Below are 21,399 nucleotides of genomic sequence, written 5' to 3'. Positions count from 1 at the left end.
GGAGAGCAGTGGATCTTCCATACATTCCGCCTGGTTTGCCCTGGCCATCAGCTGGCAGAGCGCGCTGGGAGGCCGGCATGATTGAGTTCTGGGTCGGCGTGGATGGTGGCGGCACCCACACCCGCGCCCGCATTCGGGACCGGGCCGGCAAGCTGCTGGGCGAGGGGCGCGCCGCCGGCTCCAACCTGGAGCTGGGCATAGAGGTCGCCCACGCCAACGTGCTGGCCGCCATCGAGCAGGCCCGCACTGCGGCCGGTCTGCCGGCGGCAAGCGTGCAGCAGATGGGGGTCGGGCTGGCGCTCGCCTCCGCCGAGCTGGCGGAGTGCTATCACGCCATGCTCGAGATGCCCTTCCCCTTTGCCAGCGTGCGGCTCACCTCGGATGCCTTCGGTGCCTGCCTGGGTGCCTTTGGTGGCCGGGAGGGGGCCATTCTCATCGCTGGCACCGGCTCGGCCGGGCTCCTCTATCGGCATGGCCAGCTCCACACCTGCTCCGGCCGCGGTTTTCCCATCTCGGATCTGGGCAGCGGCGCCTGGCTTGGGCTGCGTGCCATCCAGCAAGCCCTGCTCTGCCATGACGGCATCCTGCCCCCCAGCACGCTCGCCATCCGCTTGCTCGACCACTTCAAGCGGGATCAGGCCGACGTCGTGCGCTGGGCATACCGCGCCATTCCGGCCGATTATGGCCGCTTCGCCCCCTGGGTGTTCGATGCTGCCAGCGACGGCGACGAGCTCGCCTGCCAGCTGCTGGACGAGACCTGCGAACAGTTGCGGATCCTGCTGGAGGGGATGCAACAGCTGGGGGCCAGCCAGATTGCCCTGCTCGGTGGCATCGGCATGCGCCTCGCCCCCCGGCTGGCGCACCTCAACCTGGTCAACCCCAAGGCCGATGCGCTGGAGGGGGCCATACTGTTTGCCCAGTCGGAGGCGTTCCCATGTCTGCACTGCTGAGCCTTGTCCAATGCGATCTGCCCGCCGGCGGGGACAGAGTCCCCCTCTGCCCGCTCCGGGGTGTGCCCATCTCAGCACTCGGGCTCCCTCCCCGGGTTGACCAGTACCACAAGGAGATGATCGCCTTGTTTGTTCCCTTAACTCCATCAGAGGAATTTTCATGTCTGCACCCCTGATCCACACCCAGGTCGACCGACGCGATGGCGAGGACGTCTGGTTCCGCTTCAACCTGAGCCAGCTGCCGGCCGTCCCCTGGAAGCTCCACTTCTGCCTGGCCCGCCACATAGACCCGGCCTCGGTCGAAGGGGGGGAGCTGGAGCGCCAGAGCGGCAGCTACAAGGTACTGATCCCGGCCGAGGGGCAAAGCGAGCTGCGTTTTTGCTGTCGCAACACCCCCATCAAGCGCCTCTCCGACATGCCGCGCGGCTTCTTCCTGAGCCTGCCCGAGGCCAGCACGGGCCCTCAGCTGATACCTGTGGTGCTGGCCGATGAGGCGCTGGGCCTGCCGTCAAGCGCGCCCGGCGCCCCGGATCTGCCCGAGGTCGAGTCTCTGGCCGGCATAGTGCCCCAGCCGGATCAGCTGGTGCTGCTGGAGGGCAACTTCCGCTTGGCAGAGCGGGCCCATGTCAGCGGGCCCGGGTCGCTGACCGGCCTGCTGGCCCATTTCAACGAGCTGACAGGGCTAGCGCTGGAGCAGGATCATGATGCCGAGATCCGGCTGTTCGAGGCCCCCCTGGCTGCCGAAGCCTATCGCCTCACCATCACGCCGGAGGGGGTGACCATAGCCGCGGCTGGCGAGGCTGGCTGGCGCCACGGCCTGACAAGCCTGGCCCAGTGGGCTCTGCAGCACGGAGAGAGCCTGCCCTGCATCGAGCTGGTCGATGCCCCCCGCTTCGGTTTTCGCGGCATCTTCCTCGACTGCGCCCGCCACTTTCACCCCGTCGCTAGCCTCAAGCGCCTGCTCAAGCTGATGAGCCTCTACAAGTTCAACCGCTTCCACTGGCATCTGACCGATGACGAGGGGTGGCGGCTCGAGATCAAGGCTTTCCCGCAGCTGACAGAGATCGCAGCCTGGCGCGGCCACGATCTGCCTGTGGGGCCCCAGCTCAGTGGCGGCCCCGAGCCCTATGGCGGCTACTATACCCAAAGCGAGGTACGCGAGCTGGTGGCTTATGCCAGCGGGCTCGGCATTACCGTCATCCCCGAGATCGACATCCCGGGCCACTGCCACGCCGCCATCAAGGCGCTGCCCGGGCTACTGATCGAGGAAGCGGATCGCTCCCGCTACCTGTCGGTGCAATATTTCGACGACAACGTGCTCAACCCGGCCCTGCCCGGCACCTATCAGTTCCTGGAGGCGGTAATTGACGAGGTGTGCGAGCTGTTCCCGGGCCCCCTGGTACACATGGGGGGGGACGAGGTACCGACCGGAGTATGGACCGACAGCCCGGCCTGCCAGCAGTTGATGCAACGGCAGGGATATCAGGATTGCCGCGAGCTGCAGGGCCACCTGCTACGCCACTGCCAACAGTATCTGGCCAGCAAGGGCAAGCAGATGCTGGGTTGGGAGGAGATATTGCACGGCGACAAGGTGAGCCGGGATGCCACCATCTTCGCCTGGACCAGTTTCCAGGCAGGGCTGGATGCGGCTACGGCGGGCTATCCCGTTGTGATGGCACCGGCCCAGCACCTCTATCTGGATCTGGCCTGGAGCCAGGATCCCCGCGAACCCGGCCTCTACTGGGCGGGCACCCTCAATCTGGAGCAGGTCTATCGATGTGATCCTGCCCCGGCCGATTTCCATGCCAACGATAACATCCTGGGGGTGCTGAGTCCCTTATGGTCGGAACTGGTTACCTCTCGTGACCGTCTCGACTATATGTTGTTCCCGCGCATGCTGGCCACCGCCGAGGTGGCCTGGAGCGACGCCACCCGCAAGGCGTGGGATCACTTCGCCGCCCGCCTGCCGGGCCAGCTGCAGATCCTCGACCAGCTACAGGTGCGTTATCGGGTACCACAGAGGTAGTGTTATCTTTCTGTCTGGCGACCTTTGGGTCGCCTTTTTTTACCATCCACCAACAAAAAACCAACTTTTCCCTACCATTCATCCGCCATTGTTGGCAAAATTCAGCCCCCTATGAAGCCGACTCGGCGCGCCCTGGCAATCACCTGCAACCACGCCCGGATCTGCCACAATAACAACGACAAAACTATCAACAATAACATCGGAGCGTATTCCTATGGCTCGCAGAGACGTCCATACCCTGGACAGCGAAGTGGAGTTTCCTGCCGACGAACAACTCGTTTCCACCACCGACCTGCGCGGAGTGATCACCTACGCCAACCCCGCCTTCTGCCGCATCGCCGGCTACCCCGTTGAAGAGCTGGTCGGTCACAACCACAACCTGGTGCGCCACCCCGACATGCCCAAGGCCGCCTTTGCCGATCTGTGGGCTCGCCTCAAGGAGGGCAAGCCCTGGCGCGGCATGGTGAAGAACCGCTGCAAGGATGGCCGTTACTACTGGGTCGACGCCTATGTGACCCCCATCTACGAGGGGGGCAGGATCAGCGGCTACCAGTCAGTGCGCTGCAAACCGGAACCCCAGCTCAAGCGCGTCGCCAGCCAGACCTATCAGGCCCTGCTGAAGGCGGAGCGGGGCTCGGCCAGCAGCCTCCCCTCTTTCAACCGCGTGCGCCTGCCGGTGCTGGGCTTGCTGTTGCTCGGCCTGCTCGGCTGGGCCTTTCTCAGCCAGGGCGCCATGACAGCCCTGCTGATGCTGCTGCCCCTGCTGCTCATCGGTGGCGCCTACTGGCGGGAAATATTCTCCCTGCCCCTCTACCTGCAGCAGCTCGGCCGCGAATATGACAGCCTGACCCGGCTGGTTTATTCGGGTGACGGCCCGGGCGCCATCGCCGATTTTCACATCAAGATGCTGCAGGCCCGCATCCGTACCGTGCTGGGCCGGATCAACGATGCGACCCATCCCCTGCAGACCCTGGCCACCAACCTGAAACAGGCATCCCATCAGGCCTGTCTCGACATCAACGAGCAGGATGCCCAGACCCAGCAGATGGCTGCCGCCATGACCCAGATGGCCAGCACGGCTCATGAGATTGCCCACAACATTCAGGACTCCAACGGTCAGGTCAACGAGGCACGCAGCCGCTGCGAGCACACCAACAAACAGCTGAGCCAGACCGAACAGCGCATCGAGCAACTCGCCAAACAGGCTGAACTGGCGTTCAACTCTGCGGTAGAACTTGCCAGCGAGTCGGAGCGAATTGGCAGCGTCATGGGCGAAATCCAGGGCATAGCCGATCAGACCAACCTGCTGGCCCTCAACGCCGCCATAGAGGCGGCGCGGGCCGGTGAGCAGGGCCGCGGCTTTGCGGTGGTGGCTGACGAGGTGCGTACCCTGTCGACCCGCACCCACAAGGCGACCGAGCAGATCCAGGGCAGCATACAGCAGATCCAGCACACACTGGGACGCTGGAAGGGGATGATGCAGGAGAACCTACAACAGACCCGCGAGTGCGCCGAGATGACCCGCCAGGGCGCCAGCAGCCTGCATTCCGTACTGGAAGAGATAGAGCTGGTCACTGAGCACTCCACCCAGATCGCCGCCGCCGCCGAGCAGCAACAGGCGGTGGTGGAGGAGATCAGCCGCAGCATCAACCAGATATCCCAGTACTCCCAGGCCAATAGCCAGAAGATGCAGGAGGTCGACGACTCGAGTCAGGAGCTGCTGGAGCGCGCCAGGCAGCTCAAGGGGCTCAGTCAGACCTTTGGTTGACGCGGGTTGCCACCCCCACGACAGAAGCGCCACAATAGCGCTTCTGTCGTTTCTGGAGAGTCATGACCCATGAGAATAGAGCCAGCCCCTGCCACCCTGAACAAGGTCGCCCGCATCGAGGCGATCCTCGCCCTGATACCGGCCGGCAAGGTGGTCAGCTATGGTCAGGTGGCGGATCTGGCTGGGCTGCCCGGTCGAGCCCGACTGGTGGGCAAGGTGCTGCGGGAAACGGACAAGGCGCTACCCTGGCATCGCGTGCTGGGCGCAGGCGGCACCATTTCACTGCCAAAAGGGTCGACAGGCTTTATGGAACAGACGGGGCGATTGCAGCAGGAGGGTGTGCCTGTGATAGGCGGGAGGGTAAAGATGCGGGAGTGGCAATGGCAGCCCGACCTCGCCGAGCTGCTATTCCTCATCCCTTTTTAAAGCGCTGCTATTTCTTGTTAAACCAGATCGCTGCGGTTTCTCATGATGTTCTGTTGAGTCACAGCGCGGCTATCTGTCTTGGTTTCCTTGCGAATCAAAGAGCTGTCATGCCTCCTTGTTCCCTTTCAAGTCACAGTGTGAGGGGAGCCAGGATCTCGTCGCTGCGCACCTGCACGGGTATGGTTTCATACTCCCGTTGCAGCAACACCAGCAGACTCTGCCTGTCCACTTCCAGCACATAGGCAGTCCCTTCCCGGGTCAAGCAGGTCATTCCCGGCCGGATCTCGTTAATCTCCATCACAACCTCCGTGTACAGCGCTGCCATCCTTGCAGCCGTTTCAGTATACCGTCATCTCCCAACAAAAAGGCCCCTGCAAGGGGCCTCTTTCATCATAGTGTGAACTGCGCGCCATCACGCCTTCTTCGACTTGGCCAGGCTCTCCTGCCACTTGCCGTTGTCGTAGTGCGCCGTCCAGCCCGTCGCCTTGCCGTTGACCTCCGTCATCACGTACTGCTCCTTGGTCTTGCGACTGAAGCGAACGATGGAGGCGTTACCGTCAGGATCTGACGCCGGGGCGTCAGCCAGGTACTGGTGCTTGGGCGAGAGGCGATCCTTGAAGCGCTTGAGCTCTTCCACCAGAGGTGCACGGGTCTCACGGGATTTCGGGAAGTTGCTGGCGGCCAGGAACAGGCCGGCCGCACCGTCACGCAGCACGAAGTGGGCGTCGGACTGGGTGCACTTGAGCTCGGGCAGCGGTACAGGATCTTCCTTCGGCGGCGCTATGTCGCCGTTTTTCAGGATCTTGCGGGTGTTTTTGCAAGTCTCGCTGGTGCAACCCATGTACTTGCCGAAACGGCCGTTCTTGAGCTGCATCTCGGATCCGCAGCGATCGCACTCTATGCTCGGCCCTTCATAGCCCTTGAGCTTGAACTGGCCCTTCTCGATCTCGTAACCATCGCAATCCGGGTTGCGACCACAGACGTGCAGCTTGCGGCTGTCGTCAATGATGTAGGCGTCCATGGCGGTGCCGCAGACGCCGCAGCGGTGCTTGGCGCGCAGCGCCTCGGTTTCGGCCTCGTCACCGTCGGTGGCGGAGACGAATTCGTCGGCGGAGACCAGGTTGATGGTCTTCTTGCAGCGCTCTTTCGGCGGCAGGGCATAGCCGGAACAGCCGAGGAAGACGCCTGTGGTGGCGGTACGAATGCCCATCTTGCGGCCGCAATCCGGGCAGTCGATGTCGGTCAGCACCATCTGGTTGGCACGCATGCCCCCCTCTTCCGCGTCCCGATCCGCTTTTGCCAGCTCCTGGGTGAATTCTTCGTAGAAGGCGTCCAGCACCTTCTTCCACTCCAGGCTGCCTTCGGCTATGCCATCGAGCTTGTCTTCCATCTTGGCGGTGAACTCGTAGTTCATCAGCTCGACGAAGTTCTCGACCAGACGGTCGGTAACGATTTCACCCATCTTCTCGGCGAAGAAACGGCGGCTCTCGACCCGCACATAACCGCGATCCACGATAGTGGAGATGATGGAGGCGTAGGTGGAAGGACGGCCGATGCCGCGTTTTTCCAGCTCGCGCACCAGGGCCGCTTCGGTGAAACGCGCAGGCGGCTTGGTGAAGTGCTGACGGGGATCCAGCTTGACCAGTTTGAGGATCTCGCCCACCGTCACCGCCGGCAGCTGGCTGTCGTCGCCCTTGCGACCCATGGGTGGCAGCGCCTTGGTCCAACCGGCGAAGCGCAGGGTGCGGCCACGGGCCTTCAACTCGAACTCACCGGCCTTGACGGTCAGGGTGGAGGAGTCGTACTGGGCCGGGGTCATCTGGCAGGCCACGAACTGGCGCCAGATCAGGTCATAGAGCCGCATCGCATCCGGCTCCATGCCTTCCAGCATCTCGGCCGTGACCAGCACGCTGGAGGGACGGATCGCCTCGTGGGCCTCCTGGGCACCGGCCTTGGAGCCGTAGAGATTCGGTTCGCTCGGCAGATAGGCGGCGCCATACTGCTCGCCGATATATTCCCGCAGCGCCTCGACCGCCTCTTTGCTGAGGTTGGTGGAGTCGGTACGCATGTAGGTGATGTAGCCCGCCTCATACAGACGCTGGGCCATCATCATGGTCTTCTTCACCCCGAAGCTCAGACGGGTCGATGCCGCCTGTTGCAGGGTGGAGGTAATGAAGGGGGCGGACGGCTTGGAGCCGGTCGGCTTGTCTTCCCGGTTCACCACCTTGTAGTCGACCCCTTCCAGGGCGGCCACGGCGGCAAAGGTCTCGGCCTGGGTGACCGGCTTGAAGTCGGCGCCGTTGCGGCTGACCACTTCCATGCGCAGGTCGGCCTTGTCACCGGTCAGCAGGTCGGCGTTGAGATCCCAGAACTCCACCGGCACGAACGCCTTGATCTCGCGCTCTTTATCGACGATGAGACGCACCGCAACAGATTGCACCCGGCCGGCGGAGAGACCGCGAGCCAGCTTCTTCCACAGCAGGGGGGAGACCATGTAGCCCACTACCCGGTCGAGGAAACGACGAGCCTGCTGGGCATTGACGCGGTGGATGTTCAGCTCGGATGGCTGGGCAAACGCCTCCTGAATCGCGGTCTTGGTGATCTCGTTGAACACCACCCGCTTGTAGCGGCTGTCGTCACCACCGATGATCTCGCGCAAGTGCCAGGCGATCGCCTCTCCCTCTCTATCCAAGTCGGTTGCGAGATAGATGGTGTCAGCCTTGGCGGCCAGACTTTGCAACTCACTAACCACTTTCTCTTTGCCGGGCAAAATCTGGTAGTTGGCCTGCCAGCCTGCGGTCGGATTGATCCCCATCCGTGAGAACAGGGCATTGCGATCCTTGGCAGCCTTCTCTGATTCGCTCAGCTTGATGCCGCGAATGACAGGTTTTTTGGGCTCGTTGCTGGCGCTGCCACTGGTGGGCAGATCGCGAACATGACCGACGCTGGATTTCACCACGTAGTCCTTGCCCAAATATTTGTTGATGGTCTTGGCCTTGGCCGGAGACTCCACTATGACCAGTGATTTGCCCATGCTGTAACTATTATCCTCATTGCACCCGACGGGGTTGGTGTGCGGTTTTGTGGGGCTGTATAAGAGATTTGACGCGAAAAAGCAATCTTGTGAGCAAATTAGCTCACCCGCCCGAACCAGCTGACCTCTTTATTTATTAATGCGAAGCCGAGCCGCGGGAAGCAACCGCTTTTTTATTTTTATGCTATATCCACCCCCTTTTTATATTTGAAACGACATAACCAACCGCTCTTGTAACATAACAAACCACTTTAGTTATCAGCTTGTTACAAAAGACAAAATCTCCTTATAATGGCTGCATCCCGCAGCTTTGTGCGCGGAAGGAACCGCTACCCATATAAAAATCGAAAGGATGTACGCAATGAAGCACTTCGAGGTCAACTTCGACGGCCTGGTCGGCCCGACCCACAACTATGCCGGCTTGTCCTATGGCAACGTCGCCTCCCAGAGCAACGCCAAGGAGGCGTCCAATCCGAAGGAGGCGGCCAAGCAGGGGCTGCGCAAGATGAAGGCGCTGACCGAGCTTGGCATGACCCAGGGGGTGCTGGCACCGCAGGAGCGGCCGGATCTCGCCACCCTGCGCCGCCTCGGCTTCACCGGCAATGATGCAAGCGTGCTGGCCCAGGCCGCGAAACAGGCGCCCGCCGTGCTGGCCGCCTGTTATTCGGCCTCCAGCATGTGGACCGCCAACGCAGCCACCGTCTCCCCGAGTGCCGATACCCAGGATGGCCGCATTCACTTCACCCCCGCCAACCTGACCAACAAGTTCCACCGCTCCCTCGAACCCGAGGTGACGGGCCGCATACTGCGCGCCGTGTTCAACAACGATCGCCACTTCTATCACCACCAGCACCTGCCGGAGAACGACCACTTCGGTGACGAGGGCGCCGCCAACCACACCCGGCTGTGCCGTGCCTATGGCGAGTCCGGGGTCGAGCTGTTCGTCTATGGCCGCAGCGCCTTTGACGTCTCCCAGCCTGCCCCCAAACGCTACCCGGCCCGCCAGACCCTGGAGGCCAGCCAGGCCATCGCCCGTCTGCACGGTTTGAGCGAAGAGAGCGCCGTCTTCATCCAGCAGAATCCGGAGGTGATCGATCAGGGGGTGTTCCACAACGACGTGATCGCGGTAGGCAACCAGAACGTGCTCTTCTTCCACCAGCAGGCCTTCCTCAACACGGCGTCGGCGCTGGCCGAGGTGCGCACCAAGTTCGGTGACGGGGAGCTGCACTTCATCGAGGTGCCGACTGCCGAGGTGTCGGTGCAGGATGCGGTGAAATCCTATCTGTTCAATACCCAGATCCTCACCCTGCCCTCCGGCGAGATGGCGATCATCGCCCCCACCGAGTGTCGCGACAATCCGGCCGTATCGGCCTACCTCGGCCAACTCCTCGCCCAGGGCACCCCCATCAAGCAGGTGCACTACATGGACGTGAAGCAGAGCATGCGCAACGGCGGTGGCCCCGCCTGCCTGCGGCTGCGGGTCGCCATGAACGATCAGGAGCTGGCGGCGGTCAATCCGGCCTGCCTCATCAATGACAGCCAGTTTGCCCGCCTCGACAACTGGGTGGATCGCCACTACCGCGACAGCCTGGCGCTGGACGATCTGCGCGACCCGGCGCTGGTGCAGGAGTCCCGCAGTGCGCTGGACGAGCTGACCCAGATCCTGAAACTTGGCTCCGTCTACCCCTTCCAGCGCTGAGTCGCTGGATAGTAAAAGCCGGGCAAGTGCCCGGCTTTTTATTGCCCTTTGAACGGCTTCCTAGAACCTGTTTTCGAACTGTCGCGAGAGGTCGTCAGCAAGGTGAAGAGCTGCGCAGGAACCGGAGCGTATAGACATACGTGAGCACTCTTGGTTACAAGCAAGCGAGCAGCACATGAGCCTTGATCACGACCTCGCAGTAAGATCGGAACAGGTTCTCAGCGCCAGGGGCTCTGCTGCCATAGACGACCCAGGCTCGACTCCAGCGCCAGGGCGGCCTGCTGGCCCAGTTTCTGGGTCAGGCTCTTTGGCTTGCGATAGCTGATGCCGACCACCTTGTGATGGCTGGCCTGGGCCAGCAGGTAGTCGTCGCTGGTGCAGAGGGTGTCCACCAGCCCCAGCCCCTTGGCCTGACTCGCCAGCCAGTGTTCCCCCGTGGTGACGCTGTCTATGTCGAGGTGGAGTCTGTGCTCGGCCACGAACGCCTTGAACCGCTCGTGGATGGCACCCAGCTCCTCGCGAAACTTCTCCCGCCCCAGATCGTCGTTCTCACCGAACATGGTGATGGTGCGCTTGTACTGGCCTGCTGTGTGCATCTCGAACTCGATATCGTGCTTTTTCAGGAGCTTGTTGAAGTTCGGCAACTGGGCTATCACGCCGATGGAGCCGACGATGGCAAAGGGTGCAGCCAGGATCTGATCCGCCACGCAGGCCATCATGTAACCGCCGCTCGCCGCCACCTTGTCGATGGCCACGGTGAGCTTGATGCCCTTGTCGCGCAGTCGCTGCAGCTGGGATGCGGCCAGGCCATAGCCATGGACCACGCCGCCGCCGGATTCTAGCCGCAGCAACACCTCGTCACCGGACTGGGCGACGCCTATCACGGCGCTCACCTCTTCCCGCAGGGAAGCCACCTCTTTGGCATCCATGCTGCCGTTGAAATCGAGCACAAACAGCCGGCTGCGCTCGTCTTCGGTCTTGGCGCGGGCCTTGTGTTCGGCCTTGCGCGCCTTCTCCAGCTGCTTGCGCTCGGTCTTGCCGGCCAGCGCCGCCTGCAACTGGTAACGCCCCTGCTCCAGTTCGCTGGAGAGGTCGGTCACCACCAGCTCACCCTTGCGGGATTTCGGCTGACGGCTGCTGATCACCATCAGGATGACGGCAGCTATGGCCAGCAGTAAGGTGAGGGTCTTGGCCAGGAACAGGCCATATTCGGTCAAAAATGCCACTTGATGCTCCGCTCAGTGTTCGAGTTTTTCACATTCTAGGGAGTTTGCCGGGCTCGCGCAAAAACTCTGCGACAGTGGCTCAAAAAACACACTCCGCAATCACAACCCCTCTATTTTCTTCACATTTTTGCCGTCTCATACTGGTCAAATGCCGTGCGGGGTCAGTACACTTGCCCCTCTATTGCCGCGCGCATCTGCCACGAACTTGTTAACAGGAGTTGTCATGCTCGATTATCAGGCCCCCCGGGATCTGCTCAAGCACAAGGTCATTCTGGTCACAGGTGCCGGTGACGGCATAGGCCGCGAAGCCGCTATCACCTATGCCGCCCACGGCGCTACCGTGATCCTGCTCGGCCGCACCAGCGCCAAACTCGAGGCGGTTTATGACCAGATCGAGGCCGCCGGTTATCCCCTGCCCGCCATAGTGCCGGTGGACCTGAAAGGTGCCACCGCCGCCCACTACCGCGGCATGGCCGAGACCTTCGCCCAGCAGTTTGGCCGCCTCGATGGCGTGCTGTTCAACGCCGGCCTGCTCGGCACCCTCTCCCCCTTCGAACACATTCAGGAGCAGGAGTGGGACGAGGTGATGCAGGTCAACGTCAAATCCGAGTTCCTGCTGACCCAGGCGCTGCTGCCGCTGATCCGCCAGACCGCCAAGGAGCACGGTGAGGCCTCCATCGTCTACACCTCCTCCAGCGTGGGCCGCAAGGGCCGCGCCTACTGGGGCACCTACGCCATCTCCAAGTTCGCCATCGAGGGCATGATGGAAGTGCTGGCCGACGAGCTGGAAAACACGGCTGTGCGGGTCAACACCCTCAACCCGGGCGGTACCCGCACCAAGATGCGCGCCAGCGCCTTCCCGGCGGAAGATCCCCAGCAGCTCAAGACGCCAGCCGATCTCATGCCGCTCTATCTCTATCTGATGGGGGCCGACAGCCGTGGCAAAACCGGCCAGACCTTTGTGGCCCAGCCCAAATAAATCAACAAAATAACCGGAACCCTGCGCCGCATGGGGTTAAATTCAATAGGGTGCCGCCGGCACCCCGTTGCAGCCCCTTACCACATACGATCCCTGATCAGGTTGAGATATGTTTCGTCCCAAGAGCACGTTTGAGCAATGGCGGATCTTTCAGGCCGTGGTGGACTGTGGCGGTTATGCCCAGGCCGCCGAGGCGCTGAACAAGAGCCAATCCTCTCTCAATCATGCGGTGGCCAAGCTGCAGCAGAGTCTGGGGGTGCCTCTGCTGGAAGTGAGGGGGCGCAAGGCGGTATTGACCCAGGCCGGGGAGATCTTCCTCAAGCGGGCGCGTCAGCTCAGCCAGCAGGTGGAAGAGCTGGAAAACCTGGCCAACAACCTGGAGCGGCAGTGGGAGCCGCAGATCAACCTCTATGTTTCCGTGCTGCAGCCACGGGAGCGCCTCTATCGGGCGCTGGCCCACTTCTATCCCCGCAGCCGGGGCTGCCGCGTCAATCTGCACGAACGCATTCACTGCCACTTCAACGCCTTGCAAGTGGGGGATCTGATGCTCTCCGAGCACCTGCCCCAGGATCGCACCGGCCTGCCGCTGGACGAGGTGTGCCTGCTGCCGCTCTGCTCGGCCGACCATCCCCTCGCCGCCCTGGCCGGGGCCGTTTCAACCGACGAGCTTGCCAGCCACAACCAGATAAGCCTGCATCCCCCCATTCACCGCTCGGTGGACTGGAACGATGCGGACGACACCGGCTGGAAGGCGACCCACTACCACGAAGTGATCGCCATGCTCAAACTCGGCCTCGGCTATGCCTGGCTGCCCCGCCATCTGGTGCAGGAGGAGCTGGCCAACGGCGTCCTGGTGCCGCTGGATCTGGCAAGCGGCAACGAGCGCCATCTCTACACCTATCTGCTGACCCCGTCAGCGGATTCGCTGGGGCCGGCCACCGAGCTGCTGCTGCGCTGCCTGCGCAACGAATATCAGAACGACAACGACAAGTAAGCCCAAGCCGTCAGGCAGCCTGCGTCACCCATAGCCAACAGGTCACAGACCGGCCTCACACATTGGGCACCCGCCAGCAGGCGCCCAGTGCCGCCAGCGCCAGTGCCGTCGCCACCATGAAGACCCCGTGAAAACTCCAGATCTCGGCCACAGTCCCCGCGATGGCCCCCGCCATGATGGAGCCGGTGCGTATGCTGTTGGCAAACAGGGTAGTCGCCACCCCGGCGCGCCCCGGCATCAGATCCTGGAAGTAGGACATGCCGATCCCGGCGACTATGCCGATGAAGATGGCGTTGAGCAGTTGCAGCGCGATGAGCGCAGACTGGCTCGACAGAGTGACCAGCCCCACGTAGAAACCCACCCCGGCCAGCACGGCCACCAGCATCATGGGACGCTTGCCGAAGCGCTGGGTGTAGTAGCCCGCCAGCAGCATGAAGGGGATCTCGAGGGCTGCCGCCGTGCCCATCAGCACACCGGCCAGCTTCTCCTCCAGCCCCAGCTCGCGGGTGATGTAGAGCGGCATGTTGATGAGGTACATGCTGTTGCAGGTCCACATCAGGGTGGAGGCGATGAACAGCGCCCGCACCGAGGGATCCTTCCAGCTGCTGACCCGCTCAACCTCGCTGTTTGGCGTGGGCAGCGGCAGGGAGGGCAGCCAGCGCCACACCACGAAGGCACAGATGAGGTAGGCCAGGGCGGAGGCGAGATACATCACCTCGAAGCCATAGCCGATGGCCAGTGCGAAGGCGATGGGGGGGCCAATCACCCAGGCCAGGGAGAACTGGGCCCGCAGCACGGAGCTGAACATGTCCGCCCGCTTGTTGCGGCTGTCGGCATATTCCCGCGCCAGGGCAAACAACTGGGGACTGGCGGTGGCGGCCAGGCTGGCCAGCAGCACCCCCAGGCTCACCAGCAACCAGTAGTTGCGATTCCAGGCGAACAGCAGGGAGAGCACCACACCCGCGAAGCAACAGCGCAGGATCAGCCGCTTGCGATCCCCCTTGCTGTCGGAGCGGTGGCCGAGCCACTGACTGATGAGGATGCCGATCACGGCGTTGACCGTGTAAAACAGTCCGACCAGCAAGGGGCGCACCTGCACCTCTTCGGCCAGAAACAGGCTCAAGGTAGGCACCTGGAGCGCCACCGCCACCCCAGTCATAAAGGTCACGGCCAAAAAAGAGAGGGAGACGGGATCCGACCTCTTCAGAGCGGCGGTCAACAAGCTCATAGGATTACCACTGATTGGGGGGAAGAAAACTGGCCAAAATTCGGCAAGTGCATGAAATAGCGTCGCTTATTTTATGTCATTATCAAGAGTCACCTCAAGGCTTGCGACCCCGCGCCCGACCCCGTACATTGAAAGCCCACTGCCCAGCATAAGGATTTCACATGTTTGATTTTGACCGGGAAATAGATCGTCGCGATACCATGAGTCTGAAATGGGACAAGTACAAGGAACAGGACGTACTGCCCATGTGGGTAGCCGACACCGACTTTGTCTCGCCGCCCGCCGTCATCGAGGCCCTCACCCAGCGGGTCGCCCACGGCATCTTCGGTTACTCGCGCCCCTCTGCCCGGCTGATCGAACTGATCATGGCGCGTCTGGCCAGCCGCTACGGCTGGACCATCCAGCCGGAGTGGCTCGTCTTCCTGCCCGGCGTGGTACCCGGCTTAAACCTAGCCTGCAAGGCCTGGAGCCAGCACGGCCGCGGCATCATCACCCCCAAGCCGGTCTACTACCCCTTCCTGCTGGCACCCGGGTTCAACGATCGCCCCCTGCTCACAGTGCCCATGGTGGAAGAGGCCGGTCGCTGGGTGCTGGATCTGGAGGAGCTTGAGCGTCAGGCCCCGGCGGCGGATCTGCTGCTGCTGTGCAACCCGCACAACCCGGGCGGTACAGTGTTCACCCGCGCCGAGCTCGAAGCCATAGACGCCATCGCCGAACGCCACAATCTGGTTGTCTGCTCGGACGAGATCCATTGCGACCTGCTGCTGGACAAAGATGCCCGCCACATCCCCTATGGCGCCATCAGCCCGGACGCGGCCGAGCGCTGCGCCGTCATGATGGCTCCGAGCAAGACCTTCAATATCGCGGGTCTGTGCTGCGCCTTCGCCGTGGTGCCCAACGCCCGTCTGCGCCTCAAGCTGCAACAGGCGATGCGCGGCATCAGCGCCGACGTCAATCTGCTGGGCTTCGTGGCGGCCGAGGCGGCCTATGAGGGAGGCGACCCCTGGCTCAGCGAACAGCTCGACTACCTGGCCGCCAACCTGGCGCTGATCGAGCAGGCTGTCGCCCGCTGGCCCGGCATCAAGCTGGCGCGCCATCAGGCCACCTACCTCGCCTGGATCGACGTCAGTGCGCTCGGTCTCGAGGATCCCATCGCCTTCTTCGAGCAGGTGGGGGTGGGACTCTCCCCCGGCGCCCAGTTCGGCGATGGCCAGTTCGTGCGGCTCAACTTCGGCTGCACCCGGGCACGGCTGACCGAGGCACTGGCCCGGATGGAGAAAGCGATCCAGACTCGCATCTGATGGCAATAGGGTATATTTTTGCGGCTGAATGTCAGCTGCACCAGCCCCCGCCATAAGCGATGAGATCGGGTTTGAATGGCACATGCCATGCAAACCCGGCTCTGCGCCAAACAGCGGCAGGCCGTGATGTCAGACGGGATGGGCTTGGCCCATCCTTTTTATCAGCCATTGATCCGGTTCATTATGTTGCCAAGCGCCCTGCACCACCTGTCGACCCTGTCTCGTACCGCCCTGCCCTGGCTGGCTGCAGCCCTGGTGCTGCCCCTGCACGCCGCCACACCGGCCTATCTCACCATAGGCACGGGGGCGCTCAACGGCGTCTACTATCCGGCGGGAGGGGCCATCTGCCGCCTGCTGAACGAAGATAACGCCAACCACGGGCTGCACTGCGCCGTGCAGAGCACCTCGGGCTCCCTCGCCAACCTGAAGGAGCTGGGCCAGGGGAAAATCCAGCTGGCGCTGGTGCAGTCGGATGTGGTGCACCACGCCGCCCACGGCACAGGCCCCTTCGTGGGCCAGCCGCCCAACGACCGGCTTCGCAGCCTGTTTCGACTCCATCAGGAGTCGCTGACCCTGCTCGCCGGTGCCAACAGCAACATCAACACCCTGGCCGACATCGAAGGCAAGCGGGTCGATCTGGGCAATCCGGGGTCGGGAGAGCGCGTCACCAGCCAGGCCCTGCTCGATGCCATGGGCTGGCAGGAGAGCAGCTTCGCGCCCGTCATTCCCTCCTCCATCAACAACCGGCTGGAGGGGCTCTGCGACGGCACCCTGGACGCCGCCTTCATGGTGGCGGGCCACCCCAATCAGGGCATAGGGGATCTGACCGGTCGCTGCAAGGCGCGCATCATCCCCATCGAGGGGGAGCAGATCGATCGCCTGCTCAAGAACCACCCTTATTACCAGCGCGGCCGCATCGGCGCCAACCTCTACCCGGGCCAGCCCAGCGGCGTCAACACCTTCGCCGTCACCGCCGAACTGGTTGCGCTGGACAGCCTGCCAGACACCCAGGTGCGTACAGTGCGCGACGTGCTGACCGCACGGCTCAAGCAGTTCACCCGCCTGCATCCGGCGCTGACCACCCTCACCCTGGACTCCATGCTGGCGGAGGCCGAGGTGCCGCGTCACCCGGGCATGGAGGATGCCGTCCTGTCGCCGCCATCACTGCTCCCCGAATCCCTGACTCCCCAGGAGTCAGAGGGCTCGGCGGCGACGGCAAGCCTGGCAGCCCAGTCGGCAGCGCAGGCCACCGGGGATGGCGCAGCACAGGCAGCAACCTCGGGTGCAGTGGCAACCCAGCCGGTGGCACCCGTCTCGGCCGCCCAGACCACGCAAGCCGTGACGGCGGAGCCACCTTCGGCCGCTGCAGCCACACAAGCCGCCTCGGCCGCACTCGGCTCGGCGCCCGCCGATACGCAAGGGGCTGCGCCCAGTGCCGCCAGTGGCAGCCTGAACCAGCCCCTGCCGGTCACCCCTTCGGCAAGCGTGCCCGTCCAGTAATCTCACGTTCCGCCAACGAAAGAGGCCACCTGTCAGGGTGGCCTCTTCTTTTGCATTGCAGCTGTTGCCTTGCACCTTTTACCTTGTTCTGTGGCAACTCATGCGCACACGGGCCGCAACACTGTGGCCGATCGCTATCTCCCCTCCCGGCCCAGCCAAACCCGGTCAGGCGCCCGCCGTGAAACCGGGCGCACAAGGGGCATCCCGTCTGCTTGTCCCGCCGGACCTGATCAGCCTTCTGCCCTGGGCGCCGCTTGATGGCGGGCGTCGGGCTGCAATATCTCCTCCTCCACCCAGTGCAGCAGCTGCTTGATGGCCCGCGACAACACCTGATTCTGGCGCACCACATACCCCAGGCTGGTGCCGGGAAAGTCGGTCAGACGGGCCACGGGCGCGGTGAGCTTGAGGCGCGGGTGGAGCGAGAAGTCCGGCACTATGGCGACCCCGAAGCCCGCCTCGGCCCAGTCGAGCTGGGCATCCACGCTGCCCACCTCCATGATGCGGCAGCTCGGCAGCCCCAGCAGGGGCAGAGAGGGATCGATCAGGGCCCGGGTGCGGGTGTCGTGGCCGAGCAGGATCAGGGTCGGCTCGTCGAGGGGATCGCTCTCACCCGCCTGCGCCCTCGCCTGCCAGCGGGCCAAGCCGTGTCCCAGCGCGCACCAGGTCACCTGCTGCAATTCTGTGTAGAACAGCGGTTCGCTGCGCTTTTGCGCCATCACGAAGCCGAGATCCGCCTTGCCGGCCTTGACCAGCTCGGCCGCCTGATCCGAGGTGGTGTTGAACAGGGTGAGGTCGATGCCGGGAAAGGCCTGCTTGAAGCGCTGGAACGGCTGGATCAGCAGCAGGCGGGAGATGATGTCGCTGGCGGCGATGGCCAGCGTGCCCTGGCTCAGCTGGTTGAGGGCATTGAGATCGGACTGGCACAACAGCAGCTCGTTGATGGCGCGCTCGGCGCTTTGCAGCAGTCGCTCACCGGCCTGGGTCAGCCGAAACGGGCTGCGTTCAATCAGCTTGACCCGGGTGGCCTGCTCCAGATTCTTGAGATGCAGGCTGACGTTGGGCTGGGTCATGTGCAATTCGGTGGCGGTCTGGCCGAAGTGCTGCAGGCGGGCCAGGGTAACGAAGGTGTGCAGCCAGTGAATGTCCAGCATGAGGGTCCTCTTGTTTTTCCACATCTGCGCCCATGACGCGGGCCAGCGCGGCAACACTGGGTGTCTTGCCGGTAAATTCACCACGATTATATGGTTTTCTTATCGGAATTATAAAGATAATTAATTTTTCTAATCCGCCCCAGCCTCCTAGGATGGACGCCTAACGTCTTAGGAGAAAGAGTCATGTCGTCTATCGTAGTCGTAGGTGCTAACTGGGGTGATGAAGGCAAAGGCCGCATCGTCGATTATCTGGCAGGTCAATCCGCCGCCAGCATCCGTTTTCAGGGCGGCAACAACGCCGGCCACACCGTCGTCAACGACCTGGGCACCTTCAAGCTGCACCAGTTGCCGAGCGGCGTATTCAACCCGGAGTGTCTGGTTGTCCTCGGCCCTGGCATGGTCATCAGCCCGGAGCCGCTGACCCGCGAGCTGGCTGAAGTAAAAGCCGCCGGCGTGACCCCGAAACTGGCCATCTCCGATCGCGCCACCTTCTGCCTGCCGATCCATGCGCTGGAAGATACCCTGGAAGAAGTCCGTCTGGGTGATGGCGCCTATGGCTCCACCCGTCAGGGCATAGCCCCGGCTTACGGTGATCGGGTCATGAAAAAAGCGATCCTGGTCGGCTGGCTGAAACAGCCGGACGTGCTGGTCGAGCGCATCCAGTTCTTCCTCGACTGGAAACTGCCGCAGCTCAAAGCCCTCTACCCGAGCTTCGAGTTCAGCCAGACCGCCCAGGAAATGGCCGACTGGCTGCTGGAAGTGTCCGCCCCCTGGATCGACGCCGTCTGCAACGTCAGCGAGCCGCTCAAGGCCATCCAGGCCCAGAACGGCACACTGCTGTTCGAAGCCCAGCTGGGCGCCGGCCGTGACCTCATCTACGGCGAGTACCCCTGGGTGACCTCTTCCCACGTTTCCGGCGCCTACGCCGGTATCGGTGGCGGCCTGCCGGCCCTGCGCCCCGAGCGCGTGATTGCCGTGGCCAAGGCGTTCAGTACCTCTGTCGGTACCGGCACCCTGATCACCGCCATGGAGAACCAGGAAGAGTTCCGCAAGTTCGCCAACGAGTTCGGTGCCACCACAGGCCGTCCCCGTGACATCGGTTACTTCGACGCCGTTGCCACCAAGCAGGGTCTGGAGATCCAGGCCGCCAACGAAATCGCCCTGACCAAGCTGGACTGCCTCTCCGGCATGCCGGATCTGAAGATCTGCGTCGCCTACGAAGGCGCCAACACCGAGAACCCGATCTGGCCGCAGACCGCCGGTCTGAAGCCGGTGTACGAGTCCATGGAAGCCTGGAGCGAAGACATCTCCCACATCCGCAAGTTCGAAGACTTGCCCAAGGCTGCCCAGCACTACGTGCTGCGCATCGAAGCCCTGCTGGGTGTGCCGGTTCCCATGGTCTCCGTCGGCCCGGGCCGCGAGCAGATGATACTGCGCTAAGCCGCCTCGCTGCTGCCAGCAAGATGTCAAAACCGGCCTCCATGAGGCCGGTTTTTTTATGGCCGCCATATACCACAAGCCGTCCACTCCCTTACCACCTCGCCGTCCCACTCTTTTCCCGCCTAGATGCAGTTCGGCTCACAATCCGCCACCGACAACCCGATATTGAGCCTTTTGGTTGCCCCCGAATCGCCCCGCTTCGCTAGACTGATCCCGTCATCAGGATCCTCCCGGCGGGATCCCCTCATCCATAAAGGAGCACCACAATGAAATTACCCCTGCGTTCTACCCTGCTCTCCCTGCTGTGCCTGGCGGCCCTGCCCGCCTCTGCCATGACCTTGAAGAGCACTGACATTCAGGAAGGCCAGCTGATGGACAAGGCGTTCAGCTTCAACGGCTTCGGCTGCAAGGGGGAGAACCGCTCGCCCCAGCTGAGCTGGCAGGATCTGCCGGCCGGCACCAAGAGCGTCGCCATCACCGCCTATGATCCCGACGCCCCCACCGGCAGCGGCTGGTGGCACTGGCTGGTGGTGAACCTGCCGGCCAACCAGAGTTCACTTGCCAGCAACGTCTCCGGCAAACTCAAACAGGGCCTTGAGCTCAGAACCGACTTTGGCAGCCAGGGCTACGGCGGCCCCTGCCCGCCCGCCGGTCACGGCATGCACCGCTACCAGTTCACCGCCTGGGCTCTGCCCGAGGCCAAACTCGAGGTCAAGGCAGATACCCCGCCCGCCATGGTAGGCTACATGCTCAATGCCATGGCGCTGGGCAAGGCCACCCTGACCGCCACCTTCGTCACCCCCTAGGAGCCCGCCGGATGAGCGCCCCCTTGCTGCAACTGCATCACTATCTCGGGATCCGTCAGCAGCCGCTGCACAGGGTGCTCATCTATGCGCCGACCATCATCTGGGTACAACAGGGCCACAAGCAGCTGTGGTGGCAGGACAGGCGCCTGTCGTTTGACAAGGGGAGCTGGCTGCTGATCCCGGCAGGCCACCAGCTCACCTTCGTCAACCAGCCCGAACAGGGCAAGTTCAGCTCCCATGCCCTGACCCTGCTGACCCCGCCCCCTACCGAGTGGCTGACTGACGCCCCGGGCACCCGGCTCAGGGAACCACGCCTTGAGATAAGTCCGGCGCTGGCGTTCTGCTTCGAGCTGATCTGCTCCATGGCCAGCCGCACGCTGAGCCAGGCCACTCAGACCCAGCTGCTGCACGGCTTCTATGCCGAGCTGCAGGCCGCCGGCGGTCTCGAGCTGCTGTTTCCCGCCAGCACAATGACGCTCGGGGAGCGGCTGGCCCGCTACCTCGGGGTGGAGCCGGGCGCCGACCACAGGCTGGAGACCATAGCCCCCCACTTCGCCATGAGCCGCGCCTCCCTGGTGCGCAAGCTGGCCGCCGAGGGGCGCAGCTTTCGCCAGCTGCTGACCCAGGTGCGCATGAGCCACGCCCTCACCCTGCTGCAACAGGCCCTCACTCCGCTGGAGGTGGCCCTCGCCTGCGGTTATGACTCTCCCAGCCGCTTCGCCGCCCGTTTCAAGCAGGAGTTCGGTCTGACTCCCCACCAATATCTGCGTACCTGTCCCTCAATGGACACTCAACGCCAAGTAAATAGTTACTAAAACACCCTGCAATGTAACCTCGTGTAACCCGGTGATCCGGCTCACATCCCCTCGCT

Annotated in this window: 17 protein-coding genes; 12 read left to right on the top strand and 5 right to left on the bottom strand. The window is 63.2% G+C overall.

The features are described 5' to 3' along the window. Positions 1–77 precede the first annotated feature (77 nt). The 4 genes from ACM3N8_RS09140 (at position 78) to ACM3N8_RS09125 (ending at position 5,170) form a co-directional block, all read left to right on the top strand. Positions 78–950, top strand: coding sequence for a BadF/BadG/BcrA/BcrD ATPase family protein (locus ACM3N8_RS09140; RefSeq protein ID WP_378081501.1), 873 nt, complete (start codon positions 78–80; stop codon positions 948–950). A gap of 160 nt (positions 951–1,110) precedes the next feature. Continuing rightward, positions 1,111–2,976 carry a beta-N-acetylhexosaminidase gene (locus ACM3N8_RS09135; protein ID WP_416016007.1) on the top strand — a complete coding sequence of 622 codons (1,866 nt, stop codon included), beginning with the start codon at positions 1,111–1,113 and terminating at the stop codon, positions 2,974–2,976. 214 nt (positions 2,977–3,190) lie between these two features. Continuing rightward, on the top strand, positions 3,191–4,744 hold the full coding sequence (locus tag ACM3N8_RS09130; RefSeq protein WP_416016006.1) for a methyl-accepting chemotaxis protein: 1,554 nt from the start codon (positions 3,191–3,193) through the stop codon (positions 4,742–4,744). A gap of 69 nt (positions 4,745–4,813) precedes the next feature. Next, positions 4,814–5,170 carry an MGMT family protein gene (locus ACM3N8_RS09125; protein WP_416016005.1) on the top strand — a complete coding sequence of 119 codons (357 nt, stop codon included), beginning with the start codon at positions 4,814–4,816 and terminating at the stop codon, positions 5,168–5,170. A 130-nt stretch (positions 5,171–5,300) separates the two neighbouring features. Here ACM3N8_RS09125 and ACM3N8_RS09120 read toward each other — a convergent pair whose 3' ends face one another. Both ACM3N8_RS09120 and topA read right to left on the bottom strand, forming a co-directional pair. Further along, the gene (locus tag ACM3N8_RS09120; RefSeq protein ID WP_005312189.1) at positions 5,301–5,468 is read right to left on the bottom strand and encodes a hypothetical protein; all 168 of its coding nucleotides are present in this window, start codon (positions 5,466–5,468) and stop codon (positions 5,301–5,303) included. Between the two features lie 114 nt (positions 5,469–5,582). Then, positions 5,583–8,204 carry a type I DNA topoisomerase gene (gene topA / locus ACM3N8_RS09115; protein ID WP_043556342.1) on the bottom strand — a complete coding sequence of 874 codons (2,622 nt, stop codon included), beginning with the start codon at positions 8,202–8,204 and terminating at the stop codon, positions 5,583–5,585. A gap of 361 nt (positions 8,205–8,565) precedes the next feature. On the opposite strand from topA, the gene astB reads away from it, so the two are divergent. Further along, positions 8,566–9,903: an N-succinylarginine dihydrolase gene (gene astB / locus ACM3N8_RS09110; RefSeq protein ID WP_348687925.1), complete on the top strand. Its 1,338-nt coding sequence runs from the start codon at positions 8,566–8,568 to the stop codon at positions 9,901–9,903. A 218-nt stretch (positions 9,904–10,121) separates the two neighbouring features. Here astB and sohB read toward each other — a convergent pair whose 3' ends face one another. Then, complete coding sequence (sohB, locus tag ACM3N8_RS09105) at positions 10,122–11,129, bottom strand: protease SohB (RefSeq protein WP_290017729.1); 1,008 nt, start codon at positions 11,127–11,129, stop codon at positions 10,122–10,124. A gap of 223 nt (positions 11,130–11,352) precedes the next feature. On the opposite strand from sohB, the gene ACM3N8_RS09100 reads away from it, so the two are divergent. Together ACM3N8_RS09100 and ACM3N8_RS09095 are read left to right on the top strand one after the other, a co-directional pair. Further along, the gene (locus ACM3N8_RS09100; RefSeq protein WP_043135552.1) at positions 11,353–12,108 is read left to right on the top strand and encodes a YciK family oxidoreductase; all 756 of its coding nucleotides are present in this window, start codon (positions 11,353–11,355) and stop codon (positions 12,106–12,108) included. 109 nt (positions 12,109–12,217) lie between these two features. Next, a complete protein-coding gene (locus ACM3N8_RS09095) occupies positions 12,218–13,102 on the top strand; it encodes a LysR family transcriptional regulator (RefSeq protein WP_241278462.1) in 885 nt (294 codons plus the stop codon). A 55-nt stretch (positions 13,103–13,157) separates the two neighbouring features. On the opposite strand, the gene ACM3N8_RS09090 is transcribed toward ACM3N8_RS09095, so the two are convergent. Continuing rightward, on the bottom strand, positions 13,158–14,330 hold the full coding sequence (locus tag ACM3N8_RS09090; RefSeq protein ID WP_043135556.1) for an MFS transporter: 1,173 nt from the start codon (positions 14,328–14,330) through the stop codon (positions 13,158–13,160). 161 nt (positions 14,331–14,491) lie between these two features. On the opposite strand from ACM3N8_RS09090, the gene ACM3N8_RS09085 reads away from it, so the two are divergent. Together ACM3N8_RS09085 and ACM3N8_RS09080 are read left to right on the top strand one after the other, a co-directional pair. Next, a complete protein-coding gene (locus ACM3N8_RS09085; protein ID WP_290017730.1) occupies positions 14,492–15,631 on the top strand; it encodes a MalY/PatB family protein in 1,140 nt (379 codons plus the stop codon). A gap of 183 nt (positions 15,632–15,814) precedes the next feature. After that, on the top strand, positions 15,815–17,131 hold the full coding sequence (locus tag ACM3N8_RS09080) for a TAXI family TRAP transporter solute-binding subunit (RefSeq protein ID WP_290017731.1): 1,317 nt from the start codon (positions 15,815–15,817) through the stop codon (positions 17,129–17,131). Positions 17,132–17,361: 230 nt separating this feature from the next. On the opposite strand, the gene ACM3N8_RS09075 is transcribed toward ACM3N8_RS09080, so the two are convergent. After that, positions 17,362–18,282 (bottom strand): LysR family transcriptional regulator, encoded by a 921-nt coding sequence (locus ACM3N8_RS09075; RefSeq protein ID WP_290017732.1) that lies wholly within the window; start codon positions 18,280–18,282, stop codon positions 17,362–17,364. Positions 18,283–18,465: 183 nt separating this feature from the next. Between ACM3N8_RS09075 and ACM3N8_RS09070 the strand changes: the two genes are divergently transcribed. From ACM3N8_RS09070 to ACM3N8_RS09060, 3 genes are all read left to right on the top strand, one after another. Further along, positions 18,466–19,722: an adenylosuccinate synthetase gene (locus ACM3N8_RS09070; protein WP_042867442.1), complete on the top strand. Its 1,257-nt coding sequence runs from the start codon at positions 18,466–18,468 to the stop codon at positions 19,720–19,722. Positions 19,723–19,988: 266 nt separating this feature from the next. Then, complete coding sequence (locus ACM3N8_RS09065) at positions 19,989–20,528, top strand: YbhB/YbcL family Raf kinase inhibitor-like protein (RefSeq protein ID WP_103471038.1); 540 nt, start codon at positions 19,989–19,991, stop codon at positions 20,526–20,528. A gap of 11 nt (positions 20,529–20,539) precedes the next feature. After that, positions 20,540–21,343 (top strand): helix-turn-helix transcriptional regulator, encoded by an 804-nt coding sequence (locus tag ACM3N8_RS09060; protein WP_416016004.1) that lies wholly within the window; start codon positions 20,540–20,542, stop codon positions 21,341–21,343. Positions 21,344–21,399 lie beyond the last annotated feature (56 nt).

Origin of the sequence: Aeromonas sp. A04 (genome assembly GCF_047780465.1) — a bacterium.
Lineage (GTDB): Bacteria > Pseudomonadota > Gammaproteobacteria > Enterobacterales > Aeromonadaceae > Aeromonas > Aeromonas bestiarum.
This window is presented reverse-complemented; position numbering and strand designations above follow the sequence as displayed.